19 protein-coding genes and 1 pseudogene are annotated in these 18,872 nt (G+C 48.9%); 11 read left to right on the top strand and 9 right to left on the bottom strand.

What is annotated here, in order from left to right; all coding sequences use genetic code 11:
• Positions 1–2 precede the first annotated feature (2 nt).
• The 4 genes from D0Y50_RS13685 to D0Y50_RS13670 form a co-directional block, all read right to left on the bottom strand.
• A complete protein-coding gene (locus tag D0Y50_RS13685; protein ID WP_108565956.1) occupies positions 3–650 on the bottom strand; it encodes a YjfK family protein in 648 nt (215 codons plus the stop codon).
• Positions 651–681: 31 nt separating this feature from the next.
• On the bottom strand, positions 682–1,704 hold the full coding sequence (locus tag D0Y50_RS13680) for a potassium channel protein (RefSeq protein ID WP_108565957.1): 1,023 nt from the start codon (positions 1,702–1,704) through the stop codon (positions 682–684).
• Positions 1,705–2,037: 333 nt separating this feature from the next.
• Complete coding sequence (locus D0Y50_RS13675; protein WP_117317404.1) at positions 2,038–2,718, bottom strand: PspA/IM30 family protein; 681 nt, start codon at positions 2,716–2,718, stop codon at positions 2,038–2,040.
• 23 nt (positions 2,719–2,741) lie between these two features.
• Positions 2,742–3,131, bottom strand: a complete 390-nt coding sequence (locus D0Y50_RS13670; protein ID WP_108565959.1) for a DUF2170 family protein — start codon at positions 3,129–3,131, stop codon at positions 2,742–2,744.
• Positions 3,132–3,367: 236 nt separating this feature from the next.
• On the opposite strand from D0Y50_RS13670, the gene D0Y50_RS13665 reads away from it, so the two are divergent.
• The 6 genes from D0Y50_RS13665 to secF all read left to right on the top strand — a co-directional run bounded on the left by D0Y50_RS13665 (position 3,368) and on the right by secF (position 9,408).
• Positions 3,368–3,580, top strand: coding sequence for a DUF6471 domain-containing protein (locus D0Y50_RS13665; protein ID WP_232366522.1), 213 nt, complete (start codon positions 3,368–3,370; stop codon positions 3,578–3,580).
• 324 nt (positions 3,581–3,904) lie between these two features.
• Entirely contained in the window at positions 3,905–4,939 is a 1,035-nt protein-coding gene (queA, locus tag D0Y50_RS13660; protein WP_117317402.1) for a tRNA preQ1(34) S-adenosylmethionine ribosyltransferase-isomerase QueA, read from the top strand.
• Positions 4,940–5,073: 134 nt separating this feature from the next.
• Positions 5,074–6,186, top strand: coding sequence for a tRNA guanosine(34) transglycosylase Tgt (gene tgt / locus D0Y50_RS13655; protein WP_108565962.1), 1,113 nt, complete (start codon positions 5,074–5,076; stop codon positions 6,184–6,186).
• A 24-nt stretch (positions 6,187–6,210) separates the two neighbouring features.
• Positions 6,211–6,549, top strand: a complete 339-nt coding sequence (yajC, locus tag D0Y50_RS13650) for a preprotein translocase subunit YajC (protein WP_108565963.1) — start codon at positions 6,211–6,213, stop codon at positions 6,547–6,549.
• Between the two features lie 60 nt (positions 6,550–6,609).
• Positions 6,610–8,454, top strand: coding sequence for a protein translocase subunit SecD (gene secD, locus D0Y50_RS13645; RefSeq protein WP_117317399.1), 1,845 nt, complete (start codon positions 6,610–6,612; stop codon positions 8,452–8,454).
• 12 nt (positions 8,455–8,466) lie between these two features.
• Positions 8,467–9,408 carry a protein translocase subunit SecF gene (gene secF / locus D0Y50_RS13640; RefSeq protein WP_108565965.1) on the top strand — a complete coding sequence of 314 codons (942 nt, stop codon included), beginning with the start codon at positions 8,467–8,469 and terminating at the stop codon, positions 9,406–9,408.
• A gap of 718 nt (positions 9,409–10,126) precedes the next feature.
• On the opposite strand, the gene suhB is transcribed toward secF, so the two are convergent.
• Positions 10,127–10,903: an inositol-1-monophosphatase gene (suhB, locus tag D0Y50_RS13635; protein WP_108566127.1), complete on the bottom strand. Its 777-nt coding sequence runs from the start codon at positions 10,901–10,903 to the stop codon at positions 10,127–10,129.
• A gap of 211 nt (positions 10,904–11,114) precedes the next feature.
• Here suhB and trmJ point away from each other — a divergent pair, with 211 nt between their 5' ends.
• Together trmJ and cysE are read left to right on the top strand one after the other, a co-directional pair.
• Positions 11,115–11,834, top strand: coding sequence for a tRNA (cytosine(32)/uridine(32)-2'-O)-methyltransferase TrmJ (gene trmJ, locus D0Y50_RS13630; RefSeq protein WP_108565966.1), 720 nt, complete (start codon positions 11,115–11,117; stop codon positions 11,832–11,834).
• Positions 11,835–11,842: 8 nt separating this feature from the next.
• A complete protein-coding gene (gene cysE / locus D0Y50_RS13625) occupies positions 11,843–12,667 on the top strand; it encodes a serine O-acetyltransferase (protein ID WP_108565967.1) in 825 nt (274 codons plus the stop codon).
• A 360-nt stretch (positions 12,668–13,027) separates the two neighbouring features.
• Here cysE and D0Y50_RS19970 read toward each other — a convergent pair whose 3' ends face one another.
• The 4 genes and pseudogenes from D0Y50_RS19970 to D0Y50_RS13610 all read right to left on the bottom strand — a co-directional run.
• On the bottom strand, positions 13,028–13,633 hold the full coding sequence (locus tag D0Y50_RS19970) for a substrate-binding domain-containing protein (protein WP_332308355.1): 606 nt from the start codon (positions 13,631–13,633) through the stop codon (positions 13,028–13,030).
• Between the two features lie 86 nt (positions 13,634–13,719).
• Positions 13,720–14,064, bottom strand: coding sequence for a LacI family DNA-binding transcriptional regulator (locus D0Y50_RS19965; protein WP_332308354.1), 345 nt, complete (start codon positions 14,062–14,064; stop codon positions 13,720–13,722).
• Positions 14,065–14,139: 75 nt separating this feature from the next.
• Positions 14,140–15,261, bottom strand: coding sequence for a polysaccharide lyase family 7 protein (locus D0Y50_RS13615; RefSeq protein ID WP_108565968.1), 1,122 nt, complete (start codon positions 15,259–15,261; stop codon positions 14,140–14,142).
• A gap of 194 nt (positions 15,262–15,455) precedes the next feature.
• Positions 15,456–16,160, bottom strand: a pseudogene (locus D0Y50_RS13610) (TonB-dependent receptor domain-containing protein); the annotation flags it as partial.
• Between the two features lie 751 nt (positions 16,161–16,911).
• Here D0Y50_RS13610 and D0Y50_RS13605 point away from each other — a divergent pair.
• From D0Y50_RS13605 to D0Y50_RS19425, 3 genes are all read left to right on the top strand, one after another.
• Complete coding sequence (locus tag D0Y50_RS13605; protein ID WP_108565969.1) at positions 16,912–17,790, top strand: NAD(P)-dependent oxidoreductase; 879 nt, start codon at positions 16,912–16,914, stop codon at positions 17,788–17,790.
• A gap of 136 nt (positions 17,791–17,926) precedes the next feature.
• A complete protein-coding gene (locus D0Y50_RS13600; RefSeq protein ID WP_108565970.1) occupies positions 17,927–18,271 on the top strand; it encodes a cupin domain-containing protein in 345 nt (114 codons plus the stop codon).
• 182 nt (positions 18,272–18,453) lie between these two features.
• A complete protein-coding gene (locus D0Y50_RS19425; RefSeq protein WP_147318246.1) occupies positions 18,454–18,720 on the top strand; it encodes a hypothetical protein in 267 nt (88 codons plus the stop codon).
• The last annotated feature ends 152 nt before the right edge of the window (positions 18,721–18,872 follow it).

Genomic DNA, 18,872 nt, shown 5'->3' with positions numbered 1-18,872 from the left:
CTTTAGCCGTTAATTGTTATATCAGAAGGCTGAATATCAAAGCCGGTGCTGATCACCAGGCAACGGTCTTTGTTATTGCCAATAATTTTTTCTTCACCTGCCACCAGCAATGACTCAAAGCGGTCATTATCCAGGGGCCGTTCGTACAGCATCATAAACTGGTCGGTTGTGCTGGTGTCGCCATCTTCCTCATAGGTTTTCTCGGTCACCGCAACCGGGGGCGAGGTATCCCCCACTGCGTCCCATACCCGTGTATAGGTATGCCCGTTGAGGCTATAAGTAGGTTGTGAAATCAGGTTATCCAGACTATCACGCCATTGGGCATCGCTGCCAATTGTACGGGTTTCATAAAAATGCCAGAGTTTTACGTCGGTAATGTGGTTTTCGGTCAGTCCACCGTCGGTCACTACCTGTAAAAAGGCTTCATCATCGGTATAAAACCGCAGCAACGTACCGCCTGAATCAAGTTCTGCCTGGCCTACCGCCTGGATAAGCTGCGAGCGGGCGCAGCCTTCAATAGTTAATTCAGGTTCAATCAGGCGTAGTTTCAGGTCAGCCAGTTCAAACGAACCGCCTAAATACAAGCCCATGATCTCGGGTGCGGTTGGCTTTTGGGGGGCTTTTTTACCACCAAATAGTTTACTGAACATGGTGCAGGCTCCTGTTAATGTCGAACTGGCATTAGCCAGCCAGTTTTGACCAATCGATATTGTGAATGCGATTACCGGCGATATAAAAAATGGTGTCTTTGGGCGACAAAGTGTCGTCGAACTCTGGGTTTACCACCATTTTCTGATATACGCCACCCGGCGCATAACCAATGAAAATAGCATCGTAATGTTTTTTCAGGCCAATAAATAGCTGGCCTACCGTCATGCTGGCGCAATGCGCTGGCAGACCTACAGAGAACTGCGCCTGGCCAGCATCTACGCTTAACAAGTCGTGGTGCAGCATACTCGAGCCGGGATCAAACACAGATTTGGCCAGCATTTCTACCGCCACACTGGGCGTACATTCTACATTTGGGCAATGGGTTTTTAGCAGGTTAACCAGTGAGTCGTCGGTAAAATATGCTACCTGATGGGCATTGGGGTTACGCTGAGTACAATACAAAGCCGTGGTCAGGGTAACGTCATCTTGCGGGTTATCAATCAAAATTACCCCAGCGCTAGCCACGCAGGCCCGGTCCATGTCACTGTCTTTGTTAAACGATTCCACATGTACAAATTCAACCTGTCCGGGCATAGGATTGGTGATATCGGCTTTCACACACAAGACAATGTCGGGCCGGTCGGGTACCGCTTCTCGCTCTTTTAATAATAAATCGAGCAATAGCATGGTTTTTTGTTCATTCCAGCCAATCACCAGAATATGGTTTTGCACGTGCAACGGCTTCATTCCTGTTAATCCTTTTTGCCACTGATTACTTACCCAGGCCGCTACCCGGCCAATGACCATCGCAAATATACTCAAACCCGCCGGAATGACATACAAGGCGACAATAAGTTTGCCAACTGACGATTGCGGCGACAAATCGCCATAACCTACGGTAGAGGCAGTCACCGCCAGCCAGTAAATAAAATCAAGCTGGCCTACCAGGATGGTTTCACCGGCGGCTAACAGCATAAGATAGCTGGTTACCCCGTAAATCAGGGTAATCACTAAAATGGTATACCAACGCGACTCGCTAAAGTAACGCAGCATGAGTTTTCTGATGTAAACCCATGAACCTATCGGGGGGTAACGTCCTGTCTGCTCAATGAATATCTTCTCAGTGTGTCGGGTTATGCTCTGTTTGTTCTATCAGGCTATCGCTGGAAGCATGAATAAGCCGGCCGGTATGCAACCCACCGGGCAACGATGCACGATGCCTTATTCCTTATGCAATGATAACCTGCCTGAAAAGGTATAGTAATACTGTACATGCGCTTGTGTAAATGTCAGCGGCCCGGTCACCGTTGGTCAGCCCGCCCGCTCATGCACCGGCGCACCATAACAAACAGGGCGCTAAAAAGCGCCCTGTTAATGTAGTCTGAGTTATTTACCCAGAATACGACTGAGTTCATCATCGGCAGATGTTTGCCCACCTTTGATACCTGCTTGCGATAAACGCTGTTCCAGGTCGGTGTTAGAATCTTCGCTGGCCAGCTCTTCGGCAGCTTCCAATTCTGCAGAACGGGTTTTCTGCTTATCCTGAATGCGCGACAACGACTCTGTGGCGGTTTTCATTTTACTGTTCGCGCCCATATGGCGTGACGATACCGCCACCTGCGCCTTCTGCACACTTTCAGTGGCTTTAACCATATCCACTTGTTGTTCCAAGCGGCGCAGGTTTGCTTTGGCTTGCTGAATATTGCCTGCCAGCTGTTTTTCAGATTGCTTGAACTGGTCCAGGTAAGCCTGTTCCTGGGCACGTTCTTCTTTCAGCTCAGACACTTTGCGGGCACAATCAAGCGCCAGCTCACGGTCGGTATCGACGGCTTTACGCGCATGGGCTTCATATTCACTGATAGAAGCATTGAAGCTATCAATTTTTTGCTGTGACAACTTGCACTTAGCTAAAATTTGCGTGCGGGCGTGGTCAGATTTACGCAATTCTTCTTTTGCTTCGCGTATTTCCTGATCCAGAATACGGATAGCCTGACTATCGGCCACGGCTTCGGCCGCTTCAGTTGCTCCGCCTTTTACTGCGGTAATAAGCTTTTTCCAAACAGACATTCGCTTCTCCTGTGGGTATAACGTTATTGAAGATGTGTTTCGTAGGCATCTAAAAACGATGCGACATTTTGAAACAATGTTTCAACTTCAATCACAACACTTTCTGCTTTTGACTGGGCACTGAGTGCGCCAAAAGCGGTGTAGTATTCTTCGCCATTAATGGTAGAAATGCCCACTGTGGTGAGGGGGAATACCATATGGGACGATAAAATTTCATGATCCAGCGCGGCTTTGTCTTTAACCTGGCTGGCAGCAAACAACAGACTTTCTACTAATAACTGTTCGCCGCTGATCGCCAGCCACGCATCAATGCCATCCCGGTTGGCAATGAGTAAACAGCCTTCTTCTTTAGTAACAACATAGTCGTCGTACTGCTTTAACAGGGATTCAAGCTGTGTCAGATCCCAGCTCATAGAGTCTCTCCTTTAGGTCGTGAAGCGAAAATAATGACAGCTACTGTAACCACAATCTTTCGGGCCGCCAACATTCGCCAGCTCAGTGTAGACAAGATTGGGTCTAATGGTCAATAATAAATAGCATTCCAATGTGTAAAAAAATGTTTCTTTGTAAATTATAACTCACAAATGGTGATTATGTGACAACGCAGAAAAACTGGCGTTCAGTAGTAGAACGCATCGTAAAAGCCCAAATGAGCGTCCGCGGCGTCAAATACCAGCAGCTTAGCGAACGCCTGGCCCATATTGGGGTGACACAGAGCGCAGATAACCTGCGTAACAAAGTCAATAAAGGCATTATGGGGGCAGATTTGTTATTGCAAATACTTATGGTACTAAACGCCCGCCCGATGGATATGCAGGAATTACAGGAAATCCTGACTGATCTTGAAGACGAACACGGGTAAACTGTCTGCCGATATTGGCGTTAACTACGATAAGATGCCATTGCTCAGGCTATAACTTAAACCATTGAGTTTGGGTAAGATAAATAAGGTAACGTGGGACAAGCGTTGCAAAAGCGGGATAAAGAAAAGCCCGGCTCAGCGTGCCGGGCTAAAAGAAATAGGATTTGCTTGGAGAACATCATCTCTATTCAGGTGCTATCTTAACCGTTTAAGAGCGAAAGTATATTTATTAACCGTATCGGGTAAAATATAAACGTATTATTATGTATACCTGCGTACGCAGGAGTTCTTTTTTCTTCAACAGGTTAGGTGTTGGTACTGTAAATGAAACTAAGTGAATTTAACTTTTCTTTGCCTGAAAAACTGATTGCAAAGTACCCCACACAGCAGCGCAGTGCGAGCCGACTGATGCATTTGCACGGCCCGACGGGGACCGTCAGTCACCGTATGTTCACTGATATGCTGGAGTTGGTAGACGAAGGCGATCTATTAATTTTCAACAATACGCGGGTTATTCCGGCCCGGTTGAAAGGTAAAAAGGCCACCGGCGGCCAGGTAGAAGTGTTGGTAGAGCGTATTTTACCGGACGATACGGTACTGGCCCACGTGCGTGCCAGCAAAGCCCCGAAGCCTGGGGCCGGGCTGGTGCTTGAAGAACATGTCAATGTGACCGTGATTGGTCGCCAGGATGCCTTGTTCCATTTACAGTTTGAGCATGACCAAAGTGTGCTTAACCTGCTGGAAGCCTACGGCCACATGCCGTTACCGCCTTACATCGACCGGCCAGATGAAACCAGCGATAAAGAGCGCTACCAGACTGTGTACAATCAAAAGCCCGGTGCGGTAGCGGCGCCCACGGCGGGCTTGCATTTTGATGATGCTATTCTCACCGCCTTACGCAATAAAGGGGTTACGTTAGGTTTTGTGACCCTGCACGTAGGGGCGGGTACCTTCCAGCCGGTGCGGGTGGACAATATTCTAGAGCACCAAATGCATGCTGAATATGCCGAGGTTGACGAAGCGGTAGTCGAAGCGGTATTACGCACCAAAGCTGCGGGTAAGCGAGTCATTGCGGTAGGCACCACGTCGGTGCGTTCTATTGAGTCCGCTGCCAAAGCCGCTGAACAGGAATTAATTGCGCCGTTTTTTGCGGATACCGACATTTTTATTTACCCAGGCTTCAATTTTAAAGTGATCGATGCAATGTTCACTAATTTTCATTTGCCTGAGTCTACCCTGATGATGCTGATCAGCGCATTTGCGGGGCGCGATAATGTAATGAATGCCTATCAACAAGCCATAGATAACGACTACCGTTTCTTTAGTTATGGCGACAGTATGTTTATTGAAAAAGCATGATTGCTGGTAACCTGCGTAAAATTTGTGGTCTGTGGCCATATCCGGACATGATCTGTAGCGCAGAACTGGTATAATCGCCGCCAATTATTTTTGACCCCGGCGCCTGGGCGCCTGTTATTGGGAATAGCATATTCATGCAATTTGAGTTGTTAAAAACAGAAGGTAAAGCCAGACGCGGACGTCTGAAGTTTGACCGTGGTGAAGTAGAAACCCCGGCGTTTATGCCGGTAGGCACTTATGGCACGGTAAAAGGCATGACGCCTGAAGAGCTGAAAGACAGCGGCGCGCACATTTGTCTGGGTAACACCTTTCATTTGATGCTGCGACCTGGTACCAGCATTATTCGCCAGCATGGTGACCTGCATGACTTCATGCATTGGGACAAGCCCATACTGACTGACTCCGGCGGTTTTCAGGTTTTCAGCCTGGGCGATTTACGCAAAATTACCGAAGAAGGGGTAACCTTTCGCTCGCCCATCAATGGTGAGAAAATTTTGCTGACCCCGGAAAAGTCGATGGAAGTACAGCGTGACCTTGGTTCTGATATCGTGATGATTTTCGATGAGTGTACCCCGTTCCCGGCGACCGAACAGGAAGCTCGCTTGTCGATGGAAATGTCTTTACGCTGGGCCGAACGTAGCAAAACCGCGCACGGTGACAACCCCGCAGCGCTATTTGGTATTATACAAGGCGGTATGTACGAAGAACTGCGCGATGTATCGTTAGCGGGTCTGGAAGACATCGGTTTTGATGGTTACGCTATCGGCGGCTTGTCGGTAGGTGAGCCTAAAGAAGACATGATTCGCATTATCGAGCATACCGCGCATCAGATTCCAGATAACAAACCTCGCTATTTGATGGGGGTGGGGAAACCGGAAGATATCGTTGAAGCGGTACGTCGGGGCGTAGATATGTTTGATTGTGTTATGCCGACCCGAAATGCCCGTAACGGTCATTTGTTTGTCACCGAAGGTGTGGTAAAAATTCGCAATGCAAAACATCGTACCGATACTTCAGCACTGGACGAAAACTGCGACTGCTACACCTGTCAGCATTATTCACGGTCTTACTTACATCATTTAGATAAGTGTAACGAGATTTTGGGTGCCCGCCTTAATACCATTCATAACCTGCGTTATTATCAGCGGGTAATGCAAGGGTTACGCGATGCCCTGGACGCCGGCACGCTGGACGACTTCGTCAGCGAATTTTACGCACAAAAAGAGATGCCGGTACCGGCACTATAACAACAACGAAAATAGAGGAATATTATGAGCTTATTCATTTCAAACGCTTACGCACAGTCAGCCGGTGGTTCACCTGAAGGTGGCGGCTTCGAAATGCTAATTATGCTGGGTGTGTTTGGTCTGATTTTTTACTTCCTGCTGTATCGTCCTCAGGCTAAGCGGGTAAAAGAGCATAAAAACCTGGTGTCGTCATTGGGTAAGGGTGATGAAGTACTTACGCAGGGTGGCCTGGTAGGTCGTATTACTAAAGTAGCCGAAGACAAAGACTTTATCGAAATTGCACTTAACGAAACCAATAACATCGTAGTGCAAAAATCGTCAGTTACCGCCGTTTTGCCTAAAGGCACAATGAAAGCAATCTAATAAGTTCTACGCCGGAGCCGGATAAACCATCTCCGGCGTTCGGCAAAAAGGAATTTGTCTGTGTTAAATAAGAATTCTGTCTGGAAGGTGCTACTGGCGCTCCTTTTTGTAGGGCTTTGTGCCTTGTATGCCCTTCCAAATATTTACGGTGAAGACAACGCCGTGCAAATTTCTGCTGGCCGCGACGCCGTTGTGACTAAGCAGATGGTCTCGCAGGTTGAGCAAACCCTGGCCGCCAATGATATCAGCCCGAAGCGTGTAGAGTTTGAAAATGAACAAATTCTGGTGCGTTTGACCGGGTCTGAAGATCAGCTAAAAGCACGCGAAATGCTAGAGCGAGCGTTGGGTGGCGATTACATCGTGGCGATGAACCTGGCCGCTGATACACCCCAATGGCTTGAAGATTTGGGGGCCTCGCCGATGAAACTAGGTCTGGACTTACGCGGTGGCGTGCACTTCCTGATGGAAGTAGACATGAGCGAAGCGATTGCCAAATCGCTGGAAGACGCGGAAAGTGATTTCCGGACCGCTTTGCGTGAAGAAAAAATCCGCTATCGTACGGTGACTAAACGTGACAATCATGTTGATATCAAATTCCGCGATGATGAAACCTTAGAAAAAGCCCAGTTTTTCCTGCGCAACCGTAACCGCGATCTAGCGTTTACCGAAGCGGGCGATATGGTTCTGCGCGCGACCTTCTCTGAAGACAAGCTTAAAGAGATTCGCGATTATGCGGTGAAGCAAAACATTACTATTTTGCGTAACCGGGTTAACCAGCTAGGGGTGGCCGAGCCACTGATTCAAAAACAAGGTGCAGATAGGATTGTGGTGCAGCTACCTGGTGTTCAGGACACCGCGCGCGCCAAAGAAATTCTGAATGCTACTGCTACGCTGGAATTTCGCTTGCTGGATCAGGATAACGATGTTCGCGATGCCATTAATGGTCGGGTACCGCCAGGTTCGCAACTGATTGAAGATAAAAACGGCCAGCCCCAGTTGCTAGAGAAAAAAATCATGCTAACGGGTAACCATATTATCGATGCGAATAACAGCGTCGATGAATATGGTATTGCGCAGGTAAATATCTCGCTGGACTCAGAAGGCGGCAACAAAATGTCCCGGGGTACCCGTGGCAATATCGGTAAGCCTATGGCCACCGTGTTTATTGAATATAAAGCCACCGGCGAGAAAAACGCGCAGGGTAAGCTAATGTTCGAAAAGCACGAAGAAGTCATCTCGGTTGCCACCATTCAGGCGCAATTGGGTAGTAGTTTTAGAATTACCGGCCTGGACTCACCCAAAGAAGCCCGTGACCTTGCATTATTATTGCGTGCTGGTGCGTTAATTGCGCCCATTCAAATTGTGGAAGAACGCACAGTAGGCCCCAGCTTAGGCCAGGAAAATATTGAACTGGGTATGCAGGCAATTGTGTATGGCCTGCTGGCTGTTTTAGTCTTTATGCTGATTTACTACAAAGCCTTCGGTATTGTGGCGAATATTGCGCTGGTGTCTAACATGGTGATGATTGTCGGTATTATGTCGATGATTCCCGGTGCGACATTAACGTTACCCGGTATGGCCGGTATCGTACTGACCGTCGGTATGGCGGTAGATGCCAACGTGCTGATATTTGAACGTATCCGCGAAGAATTACGCGACGGGCGCAGCCCGCAGCAGGCCATTAATTCAGGATACGACAGCGCATTTTCCACTATTCTTGATGCCAACATTACCACCTTCATCGCCGGCCTTATTTTGTTTGCCGTGGGTACCGGGCCGATAAAAGGCTTCTCGATTACCCTGATGATAGGTATAGCAACATCCATGTTTACGGCCATTCTACTTACCCGCATTATCGTCAATGCGGTGTGGGGCGGACGTAAAGTTAAGAAATTGGCGATTTAAGGAGTAAAGCGAATGCGTTTAATCAATTTATCCGGCACCGTCAATTTCATGCGCCTGCGCATGGCTACGATGATTTTTTCCACCTTGCTTATTGTAGGGTCTATCGGTTCACTGGCAGTGAATGGCCTTAACTGGGGCCTGGACTTCACCGGCGGTACGCTGATTGAAGTGGGGTATGAGGAACCGGCAAAATTGTCGTCTATTCGTAACCAGCTCAATAATGCTGATTTCGCCGATGCCATAGTACAGAACTTCGGTTCCAGTGAAGATGTGCTGATTCGCATAGCTCCGCGCGATGGCGTGAAATCGGCGGTGATTGGCGATCAGGTATTACGCGCTCTGCGCTCTGAAGGGACGGCAGTAGAAATGCGTCGTATTGAGTTCGTTGGCCCGAATGTGGGCGAGGAACTTACCGAGCAGGGTGGTCTGGCGATGCTGGTGGCCCTGATTTGTATACTACTATATGTTGCGATGCGTTTTGAATGGCGCTTTGCCTTAGGCTCAGTAGCAGCATTGGTACACGATGTAATGCTTACGCTGGGGCTGTTTTCAGTGTTGCAGATTGAATTTGACCTGACGGTGTTAGCGGCTGTGCTTGCGGTTATTGGTTACTCACTTAACGATACCATCGTAGTGTGTGACCGGATTCGTGAAAACTTCCGCAAAATTCGTAAAGGTGAGCCGGTTGAGATTGTTAACATCTCACTCACGCAAACCTTGAACAGAACCATTATTACCTCGCTGACCACTGCGCTGGTACTCATCGCCTTGTTCTATAAAGGCGGCGCCCTGATTCATGGGTTTGCCACAGCATTGCTGTTCGGTGTAGTAATTGGAACCTACTCATCTATCTATATTGCCAGCTCAGTTGCGTTAGCGCTGGGTATCAGCAAAGAAGATTTGATGCCGCCACAGGTGGAAAAAGAAGGCGCCGATATGGACCCGCTGCCCTAAACAAGCCGGGTATTTGAATAAAAAAACCGCTCCTTTGAGCGGTTTTTTTATGTGCCAAAGCCATCTGTCGCCCCTGCGGCTTTTTAGGATGATTTCGCCAGTGGCTGTCTACCAATATGATTTACTGATGCAGAAGCAGGGCGGCCCGCTAGCTTTAGCGAGGTATACCCCTGGCGCGGTGGTTTGTGGCGCACGGTAGTTAAATGTGTGGGCGGGTAAACAAACCTGATAACGCGGCTTTACTAAAGCGCGTACCCGGACGGGGTCGGATTAATCCGTTTATTGAACCAGCTCGAAGGGGCAGGGTGAGAATACCCATGCAGGATAGAAGGCTTCGGGCATAAGTTAAGGGGTAAATTAATGGCGCTTTAAGGGGTTGATAGACCGTTCCTCTGCGCTATCGCTATGAAGCGATATGGAGGAAACGATAACCTGGAAGCTTTACCCGGAGAGTTAAAATCTAAAAAGCTAAACCTAGCAAGTTAGACCTACCAAGCTAAACCTATCAAGCTAAACCTATCAAGCTATGCCTGCCAAGCCATGCCAGAAAGCGGTTAGCAAATAGGCCAGCAGAAAGGCAGGGCAGCCGCTAAAGAACATAAAAAAAGCGCACCGATAGGTGCGCTTTGATGGTGTCTGTAGTGCAAAGCCTACGCGGTAAAATAGCGGCGATCGATGAGATCCGAATAGCGCAATGCTAACCGCTAACCAGGCAGCCTTATTTAAGGTGCTTGACCAGCCCTTGCACAACCTTGGGGCTACCTGCAACGACTTCGCCCTTGAACAGCGGATCATTGCCGCCGGTATAGTCGGTAACCAAACCGCCTGACTCACGCACCAACAACTCGCCGGCTGCGATATCCCAGCTGTTAATGCCACGTTCCCAGTAGCCATCGTAGCGGCCTGCAGCGACATAAGCCAAATCCAGCGCGGCGCTACCAGCACGGCGAATGTCGCCACACTCATGGAAAATTTTGTTCAGGCTTAAGGCAAACTCGCCATATTGCTTTTTATTTTTAAAAGGCAGACCGGTAGCCAGTACAGTGTTGGTCAGGTCGCGCGGTTTGGTCACCCGTAAGCGGTAACCGTTCAGCTGGGCACCTTTACCTCGGCTTGCGGTAAAAATTTCGCCCCGGATAGGGTCAAATACCACCGCCTGGTCAAGACGGCCTTTGTATAAAAGGGCAATGGAAACGGCAAAATGGGGAATGCCTTTGATAAAATTGGTGGTGCCATCCAGCGGGTCGATTATCCACTGAAAATCTGGGTCTTCACCCTGCGTTTCACCACTTTCTTCGCCTAAAAATCCATGGGTAGGAAAAGACTGACGAATTTTGTTGATGATCGCTTTTTCTGCTTCCTTGTCGATATGGGTTACATAATCGTTACTGCCTTTTTCCTGCAGTTGCAAGTCATCGCGGTTTTCAAAACCACGGACAATAATTGTTCCAGCCACGCGCGCAGCGCGCACCGCAATATTCAGCATAGGATGCATATAGTCACCACCAATTGTAAAAGATCGAAGTCGGCGGCGCATAGAACGCCCCGATAAAAACGCGCGAAGTTTACCTACCCTGGGCGCAATATGCAATGACAGGACTGTTGCAATGCCGGAATATTTAACGGTCGGGTCAAAATAGCCATCTAGAGCTCTGCTGTGATATTATTCGCCCCACATAATGCAACCAACGCAGACATAACGAACCATGCTGGAAAATATCAGAATTGTCCTCGTCAACACGTCACACACGGGCAATATAGGCTCGGCAGCCCGGGCTATGAAAACCATGGGGCTAAGCAACCTGTATCTGGTGGACCCGGTAGCCCCGCCAGACGGTAAATCCAGTGCGCTGGCAGCCGGAGCGGGCGATGTGCTGGCCAATGCAACTACCGTAGCGACTTTAGAAGAAGCCGTGGCTGACTGTGGGTTGGTCGTAGGCACCTCAGCCCGTTCGCGGACCCATTCATGGCCCATGCTGGAACCGCGGGGCTGCGGCGAAAAAATGATCGCGGAAGTTGCTAACTACCCGGTGGCGCTGGTATTTGGTCGGGAAAACAATGGCCTGACCAACGAAGAGTTACAGCAGTGCCACTATCATGTGTGTATTCCGGCTAATCCTGAATACAGTTCGCTGAACCTGGCGATGGCTGTGCAAACCCTGAGCTATGAAGTTCGCATGGCATGGCTGGCCAAAGATGCAATCCCTACAGAGCCGGCAGAGTATCCCTTAAATGAGGATCTTGAACGGTTTTACCAACACCTGGAAAGCACCTTGCTGGGTACCAGCTTCGTGGTAAAAAATCATCCCGGTATGGTGATGACCAAGTTGCGCCGATTGTTCAACCGAGCACGGCCTGAATCCCAAGAGCTAAATATCCTGCGCGGCATATTATCGTCTATCGATAAGGCTGTTAAAAAAGACTAAGAGCACCCATGTTTTCACGTATGAAAGAAGATATTGCCGCGGTGTTTCACCGTGACCCGGCAGCCCGAAACACCTTTGAGGTTTTAACCAACTATCCGGGTTTACATGCCATCTGGATGCATCGGGTAAGCCACCGATTGTGGCGAGCTGACTTTAAATGGCTGGCGCGCAGTGTGTCGACCTTTAGCCGCTGGTTAACTGGTATTGAAATTCACCCGGGGGCAACCCTTGGCCGCCGCTTTTTTATTGATCACGGTATGGGGGTGGTCATTGGTGAAACCGCCGAAATTGGTGATGATGTTACGCTATACCATGGTGTAACCTTGGGCGGCACCTCGTGGCAAGCGGGCAAACGCCATCCGACACTGGAAAATAATGTAGTGGTGGGGGCTGGGGCAAAAGTGCTGGGGCCTATCACCATTGGCGAAGGTGCTAAAGTAGGCTCAAATTCGGTGGTGGTGAAAAGTGCGCCGCCAGGCTCAACTGTGGTGGGTATACCTGGCCGGGTGGTGACTTCGGCAGCGAATCGGCAAGATGCAGATAACAAAACCGACAAACGCCACTGTATTGCCCAAAAATATGGTTTTGATGCATATGCTATCTCACCTGACAATCCTGATCCGGTGGCGAATGCAATGGGCATTATGCTCGAACATATGCACCAGATGGACCATAAAGTAGAAGAAATGTGCGGTGTTATCCGCTCGATGGGCGGAGATGTGTGTACCGATAACATGCATTCACTGAGCAAAGCTGATTTTGCTGATACCGGTATTGACCCGGTAGTGCACAATCCGGATGCCCCCCACGAAGCATTCGATCCAAAAATTTAGTTTTATCTTTCATAGGCGCTAGCATCACCGGCGCGCATACAGCCTGGGGCGGTTTATCAGCACGCCCCCACTGCATAACATAATGGAGTGGGGAGCGCCTTTGGTGTAATCGGTAAAGCAGCGGGTAAACAGCAAAACTGCTTTATAGCCGCGCCCATCAAGCGATACCAAGATGCGCGTTAAACTATGAAACCGGCCGATAGCTAATACTGATAACCCGGGCTGAAAGCCAGTAAGCAGTAGGATTAACCGGGTGTTAGCCCTGCGTGGTTATCGCCCGCCCGGTTATCGCCTACCCGATTATCGCCCACCCGATTATCGCTCGTTTGTCCATGAACCACCCACAGCTTATTTGTTACCCTAGGCGTGTTTGGCGCACTGGTTAAGCGGCGGCGGGGCACAGGATTTACGCTTTACCAGCGAGCAGGGTATCAGCATCCGTGAATTGGTCGATTTTGGATGCAGCAGTTTATTTAGTAATAAGCGCGCGGCTTCGCTGCCTATTTCATAGGGCTGCTGACGAATCACGCTAATCGGGACCTTAAAATACTCAGCCATCGGAATCTCTTCAAAGCCCAGTAACGATACCTCCTGCGGTATACAGGCCCCGGCGTGTTCCAGCGCATTGAGCACATCTATGGTAATGGCGATTTGCTGGGTAAAAAAAGCCGTGGGCGGATCGTCCCGAGCCAATAGATCCGCAATCGAGAAACCCAGACCTTGCGCACGGCTCCAGTGTACAACTAAGGATTCGTCGACTTTGCGCTGATGCTTAGCATGGGCATCGGCAAAACCCTGATATTTTTCCAGCCGGGACGTGACTGTTTCGAACTCCTGGGTCACAAAACAAATATTCTTGTGGCCCAGTTCTATCAGGTATTCAGTCGCTTCAAATGAGGCCCGTTTGTAGTCGGCCACCACAATTCCGGTATCACAATTACTGTGTTCTACCTGAAATTGCACCACAGGGACGTGGTGCTAGGCGGTCTCTTCAATCAACGCACTATTATTGCCGCATGAAGCGATAAAGATGCCGTCCACGTTAAGTTGTACTAATGCATTGATCGCATTTTTTTCCGTATGGGGGTCAAAGTCAGTATTATAAATAAGTCATAACCTTGTTTCTTACAATAATCGTCCATGCCACGGATAGCCTGGCTGGTGTAATAGCTGGAAATGTCACGGACAATCACGCCAAGGGTACGGGTTTTATTTGTTTTCAGGCTTCGTGCAATGTTATTGGGAACATAATTCAGTTCCTTAATTACCTTTTGCAGTTTGTACTGGGTGTCTATAGACATGAAATCCAGCCGGCCATTTAAAAACTGGGATGCAGTACTTACCGATACGCCGGCTTTTGCTGCAACATCAACCAATCTTACTTTGTTTTTAGGCATCTACGTTTTTCTCATGAATAAATCGCGGTCAGTTCCCCATAGAAAGCGGGTATCGTATCATACGCACTGCCATTGCTAATCCGAGATTGTTTCGCCAGGGTGTAATGACAGGTGCGAAAACGTTACACGGGTATAGTTACCAGCAGCTTCGTCTTCCTCCCAGTTACCTGTGCCTGGGCACGCCGGATAGCGAAAACTTGGCGCATCCTTGGTACTGCACTGGTTGTACGCGCCAGCTTTAAAAAACAGCCAGTCGTTTTTATAACCGAGCGGATCGTCATGTTCATCAGGGTGGCCGTTAGCATCTTTGTTGTCCGCCAGATTAATCTGATGCTTTACCGTGGGATGATTTTTAGCGGAGAACGCAAGATGCATAACATCTCCGTCTACCTTGACGGTATAACTGAATGACTCTCCTAACGCAATTCCCTGGGTGCCAGGATCTGCCGCGTTTTCCCAACCATTACCCCAGACTGGATAATCAATGCCCGTGCGGTGGGGATCATCTTTTGGCAGATTGCGTTCATAAGCCCAGAACACAGAACCGGTGGCGTGGCCTGGAAATTTTTTATAAAAGATTTTAAGTGGTTCGTTACCCCAGCCAAGCCCGGCTTCGTCAGTTTGCAAAGCATCAACTTTCGCTGCATGAATTTGCCCTACCACCACAGAATAGGCCGGTGGTTTTTGTGGATAACCGACATTTAGCGACACATGGTCAACCCGCAGGGTGGCCGATAGCGTTCCGCCGATTTCGGCAAACGCCTCGGGCTGCGGATTGGAGGCGAGGGCGAAATAGCCTTTACGGGAGTCGCCGGAAATCACCTGCTGGCCCTGCGCATCCAAAAATTCCTGGCGCAGTTCGCTGCGGGTATTGGTGGAGTTAGGCGAGGTAATAGCCTTATTGGGGGACGCAAACACCATATGCTGGTTATCGTCCAGATAGAAAAAATGCGCTAGCTGATAGTGTTGTAGCGCGTGCGCGCCGATCGTGTCGGCGCGGTTATCGCCGTCACCATGCAATGGCACGGTAATACTCCAGCGCGACAGGTCGAAGACCTGGGCCGGCACGTTATCCGGCGGCGTTGACGCCCGCTCAGCGTGGTTGTTACCTGTAGGTGCTGGCCCTGAACACGCACTGGTGATCGAGGCGCTGGCTAAAACGGCGGTCAGGCAGATTATTTTGGGTGTAGTTTTCATATAAGCATCACAACATCATTGGTAAATAACAGTTTCCAGCGAGGTAGCGTGAAACAAAAGGTGGGTGGCCTATTGCTGGAACAGAGCAATAGGCCATCACTTTGCTACCCACTGACGTAAACAGGGTCGAGGCTGGGCGGGATAATTTTGATGGTGCCGGCCAGCCATGGTAGAACCTGGGACGGTTGACTAGCTTACCAACGCGCCCGCACTCCTACCGTATAGCGGCGATCTGATTCACTGTACTGCCAGATACTACCCAGCTCAGACAGTTGTATGGTGGGCTCGCCGGTTAAATTGACCGCATTGGCCACGACCGTTATGTTGTCGTTAATATCGTAACTGGCTGACACATCTAACTGGCCTTGGGCATCCCGGTAGTTATTACCCAGGGTAGGGTCGTAAAACGGTTCATCGGCTTCGGTGCGATTATATATACCGGTAGCCAACGCCCCCACAGGACGTACCCGTTTCTCATCCTGGGTATCCAGGTACTTATCTCGCCAGTTATAGGCTAAACGAACCTGAAAGCCTGAATGCTCCCAATATACCTGGCCGTTAAAAGTATGGTTGGAAATGTCCAATAGCGGATTTCCATCCGGTTGTTCACTATCAGCATAGGTGTAGTTGGTACTAATCCCTAAGCCAGACAGCAAACCCGGTAAGAACGTAAACTGCTGCTGATACGCCAGTTCTACGCCGGCAATTTTGCCGCTTCCGCCGTTTACATCAGTATCGATAACAATTCCGGTTAAGCCCGCGGCCTGCTGAGCTTTAACATACGCCAGGTCCTGATCCGCTGCCGCATAATTTACGCTCGACTGGCTAACCCCAGCAGTATCCAGTAAGCATACATTGATATATTCAGTTACGTTCTGGCCCGATACGGTATTATTGCTGATTAACATGACCCCTTGGTGAAGTAACGTAATTAAAATCGCTTGGGTGCGTCAGTCTTTCCCAAATGACCCTGCCTTAGTTCAGGCATTGCCGGGCACGCTTTATGTGCAAGGCGCAAGCGAGGGCCAATGCGGGGGGATGTGCAGAGAACGTGCTGATACATTGACCGCCAGTTGACTGGCTTGGCAGCGATTCCGGGGACTCACCGGTAAATAGGCTGAAGTAATACCGGTTGGAGGCATCTGTATTACCAATTGGTCGAAGCGAACTAAGAAAATAATTTACCAAAAGAAATCGATCCCCTTGAGCCTCAAAAGACCTTTTTTACCTTTCTGGGTAGTCGCTATAAAATTTAATAAAATCTATATATAACAATATGATAGGATATTTTTAAGTGTTGTTCTGCCTGCTTTTTAATCTATATAAGAGGCGAAAAATGAACCCTGATAACAGAAAAAATAAGCGTTTTTTACAAAAATCCATTAACAAATATTTGACAGTGGCGAGGCGCAAGTATACTGTTTGGATATGACTATTGGTAATAACATTTGGTTGAACTTATATGACGAAGCAGGCAACACGTCGCAACCAAGGTAAGTAAGCGAATCCCGGCGCAGTACTATCCCTTATTGAGTAAGTCGTTATCGCCGTTTCGCCAGTGCCAATAGTACGTTTAACCAACACGTACCCAGTACAATATTAATCGGGAAGTTTCTTTACGTTTCTGCCAGCAAATTTTAGGAGTTATTTATGTCAAAACCTGTTATTGGATTTATCGGTCTTGGATTAATGGGCGGTAACATGGCCGAAAATCTACAGAATAAAGGCTATGAACTGATTGTCATGGACTTAGACCAAAAGGCTGTAGATAAGTGCGTTGACCGTGGAGCTAAAGCGGCTACTTCAGGTAAAGCGCTGGCCGAAGCAAGCGATATCGTTATGTTGTGTTTGACCACTTCTAATATCGTAGAAAAAGTTATTTATGGCGACGAAGGCGTATTGGCTGGCATCAAAAAAGATTCAGTGGTTGTCGACTTTGGTACTTCTATACCGGCATCGACCCGGAAAATTGGTGCAGACCTGGCGCAAAAGGGCGCAGGTATGATTGATGCACCACTGGGCCGTACCCCCGCCCATGCTAAAGAAGGCAAACTAAATATTATGGCTGCTGGTGACCTGGCAACATTTGAGAAGGTGAAGCCAGTATTGCAAGAGCAAGGCGAAAACGTGTTTCACCTGGGCGAACTAGGCGCAGGCCACACCACCAAACTTATCAATAACTTTATGGGCATGACCACCGTATGCGCCATGTCCCAGGCTTTTGCGGTGGCAGATAAAGCCGGCGTAGATCGTCAGCAATTATTCGACATTATGTCTACCGGCCCTTCCAGTTCACCGTTTATGCAATTTTGCAAAAATTACGCGGTAGATAACGTAAGCGACCTGGGTTTCTCAATTGCTAATGCGAACAAAGATTTAGGCTATTTCTTACAAATGGTTGACGATCTTGGCACGCAGTCAAAGATTGCCGAAGGCTCGTCTGCGAACCTGCAAGCGGCTTTCGATGCTGGCCTAGGTGACGGCAATGTACCTGAGATTTATGACTATTTCCGCGATTTGAAAAAATAGTCAGCGGGCGACATAAGGTGTCGCTATAGCCGGGTAGGCTTAGCATGACTATCAGGCTGCCCGGATCAGTATATTGAATTACACATTGAACAGTCGTAAGGCTGTTTTTTGTGATATGCCAGCAGGAGAAACACTAATGGAAAAACAAAGCGAACATTTTTTATTTGCCGACAAAACAGAAATTGAAGACTTAGGTAACGGTCTTAAACGACAGATGCTGGGCTACAATCATGAATTGATGGCAGTAAAAATCTGGTTTGATAAAGGCGCCCAGGGCTATACCCACAAACACCGCCATTCACAGGTAACGTATGTCCTGGAAGGTGAGTTTCATTTCACCATAGGCGAGGAAACCACGGTGCTAAAAGCCGGGGATAGCTGTTTGATTCCACCGCACGTAGACCATGGTGCTATTTGCCATACCGGTGGCATTCTTATCGACACCTTTAGCCCGGCCCGCGAAGATTTTTTAAAGCCGTAATATCGTGCACGCGTAACCAGGGGCCAGCTAATAGCAGGGGCCAGGTTCGCTGGTCGCAGAGGCAGCCCCTATACCTGACCTGGCAACGCTGAGTTGCCGGGGCTGGGCATGGTATTTTTTATGGTACAAGGCCTTGGTATAGCTCATCTTCACTACGTCAATTCACCTCGACTCAACTCACCTTGACTCAACCCACCTTGACTCAACCCACCTTGACTCAACCCACCTTGACTCAACCCACCTTGACTCAACCCACCTTGACTCAACCCACCTCGATTCAACCTACCTCGATTCAACCTACCTCGATTCAACCCACCTCGATTCAACCCACCTCGATTCAACCTACCTCGATTCAACCTACCTCGATTCAACCTACCTCGATTCAACCTACCTCGATTCAACCTACCTCGATTCAACCTACCTCGATTCACGTCAGCGCTAACATTTAGCATGTACGTTACCTGCTCTTCGGCTTGATAGGCAGAGGTGGACCGTTACCGCAAGTCTGGGTAACCACCGACAAGGCGCCCAGCCTGGTTATCGTTGTGCTATATGGCGCCTTGCACTTCACCGGCCTACGTTAGCCCCCGAACAAGATTTC

The organism is Salinimonas sediminis, from assembly GCF_003429285.1.
GTDB classification, from domain to species: domain Bacteria; phylum Pseudomonadota; class Gammaproteobacteria; order Enterobacterales; family Alteromonadaceae; genus Alteromonas; species Alteromonas indica.
This window is presented reverse-complemented; position numbering and strand designations above follow the sequence as displayed.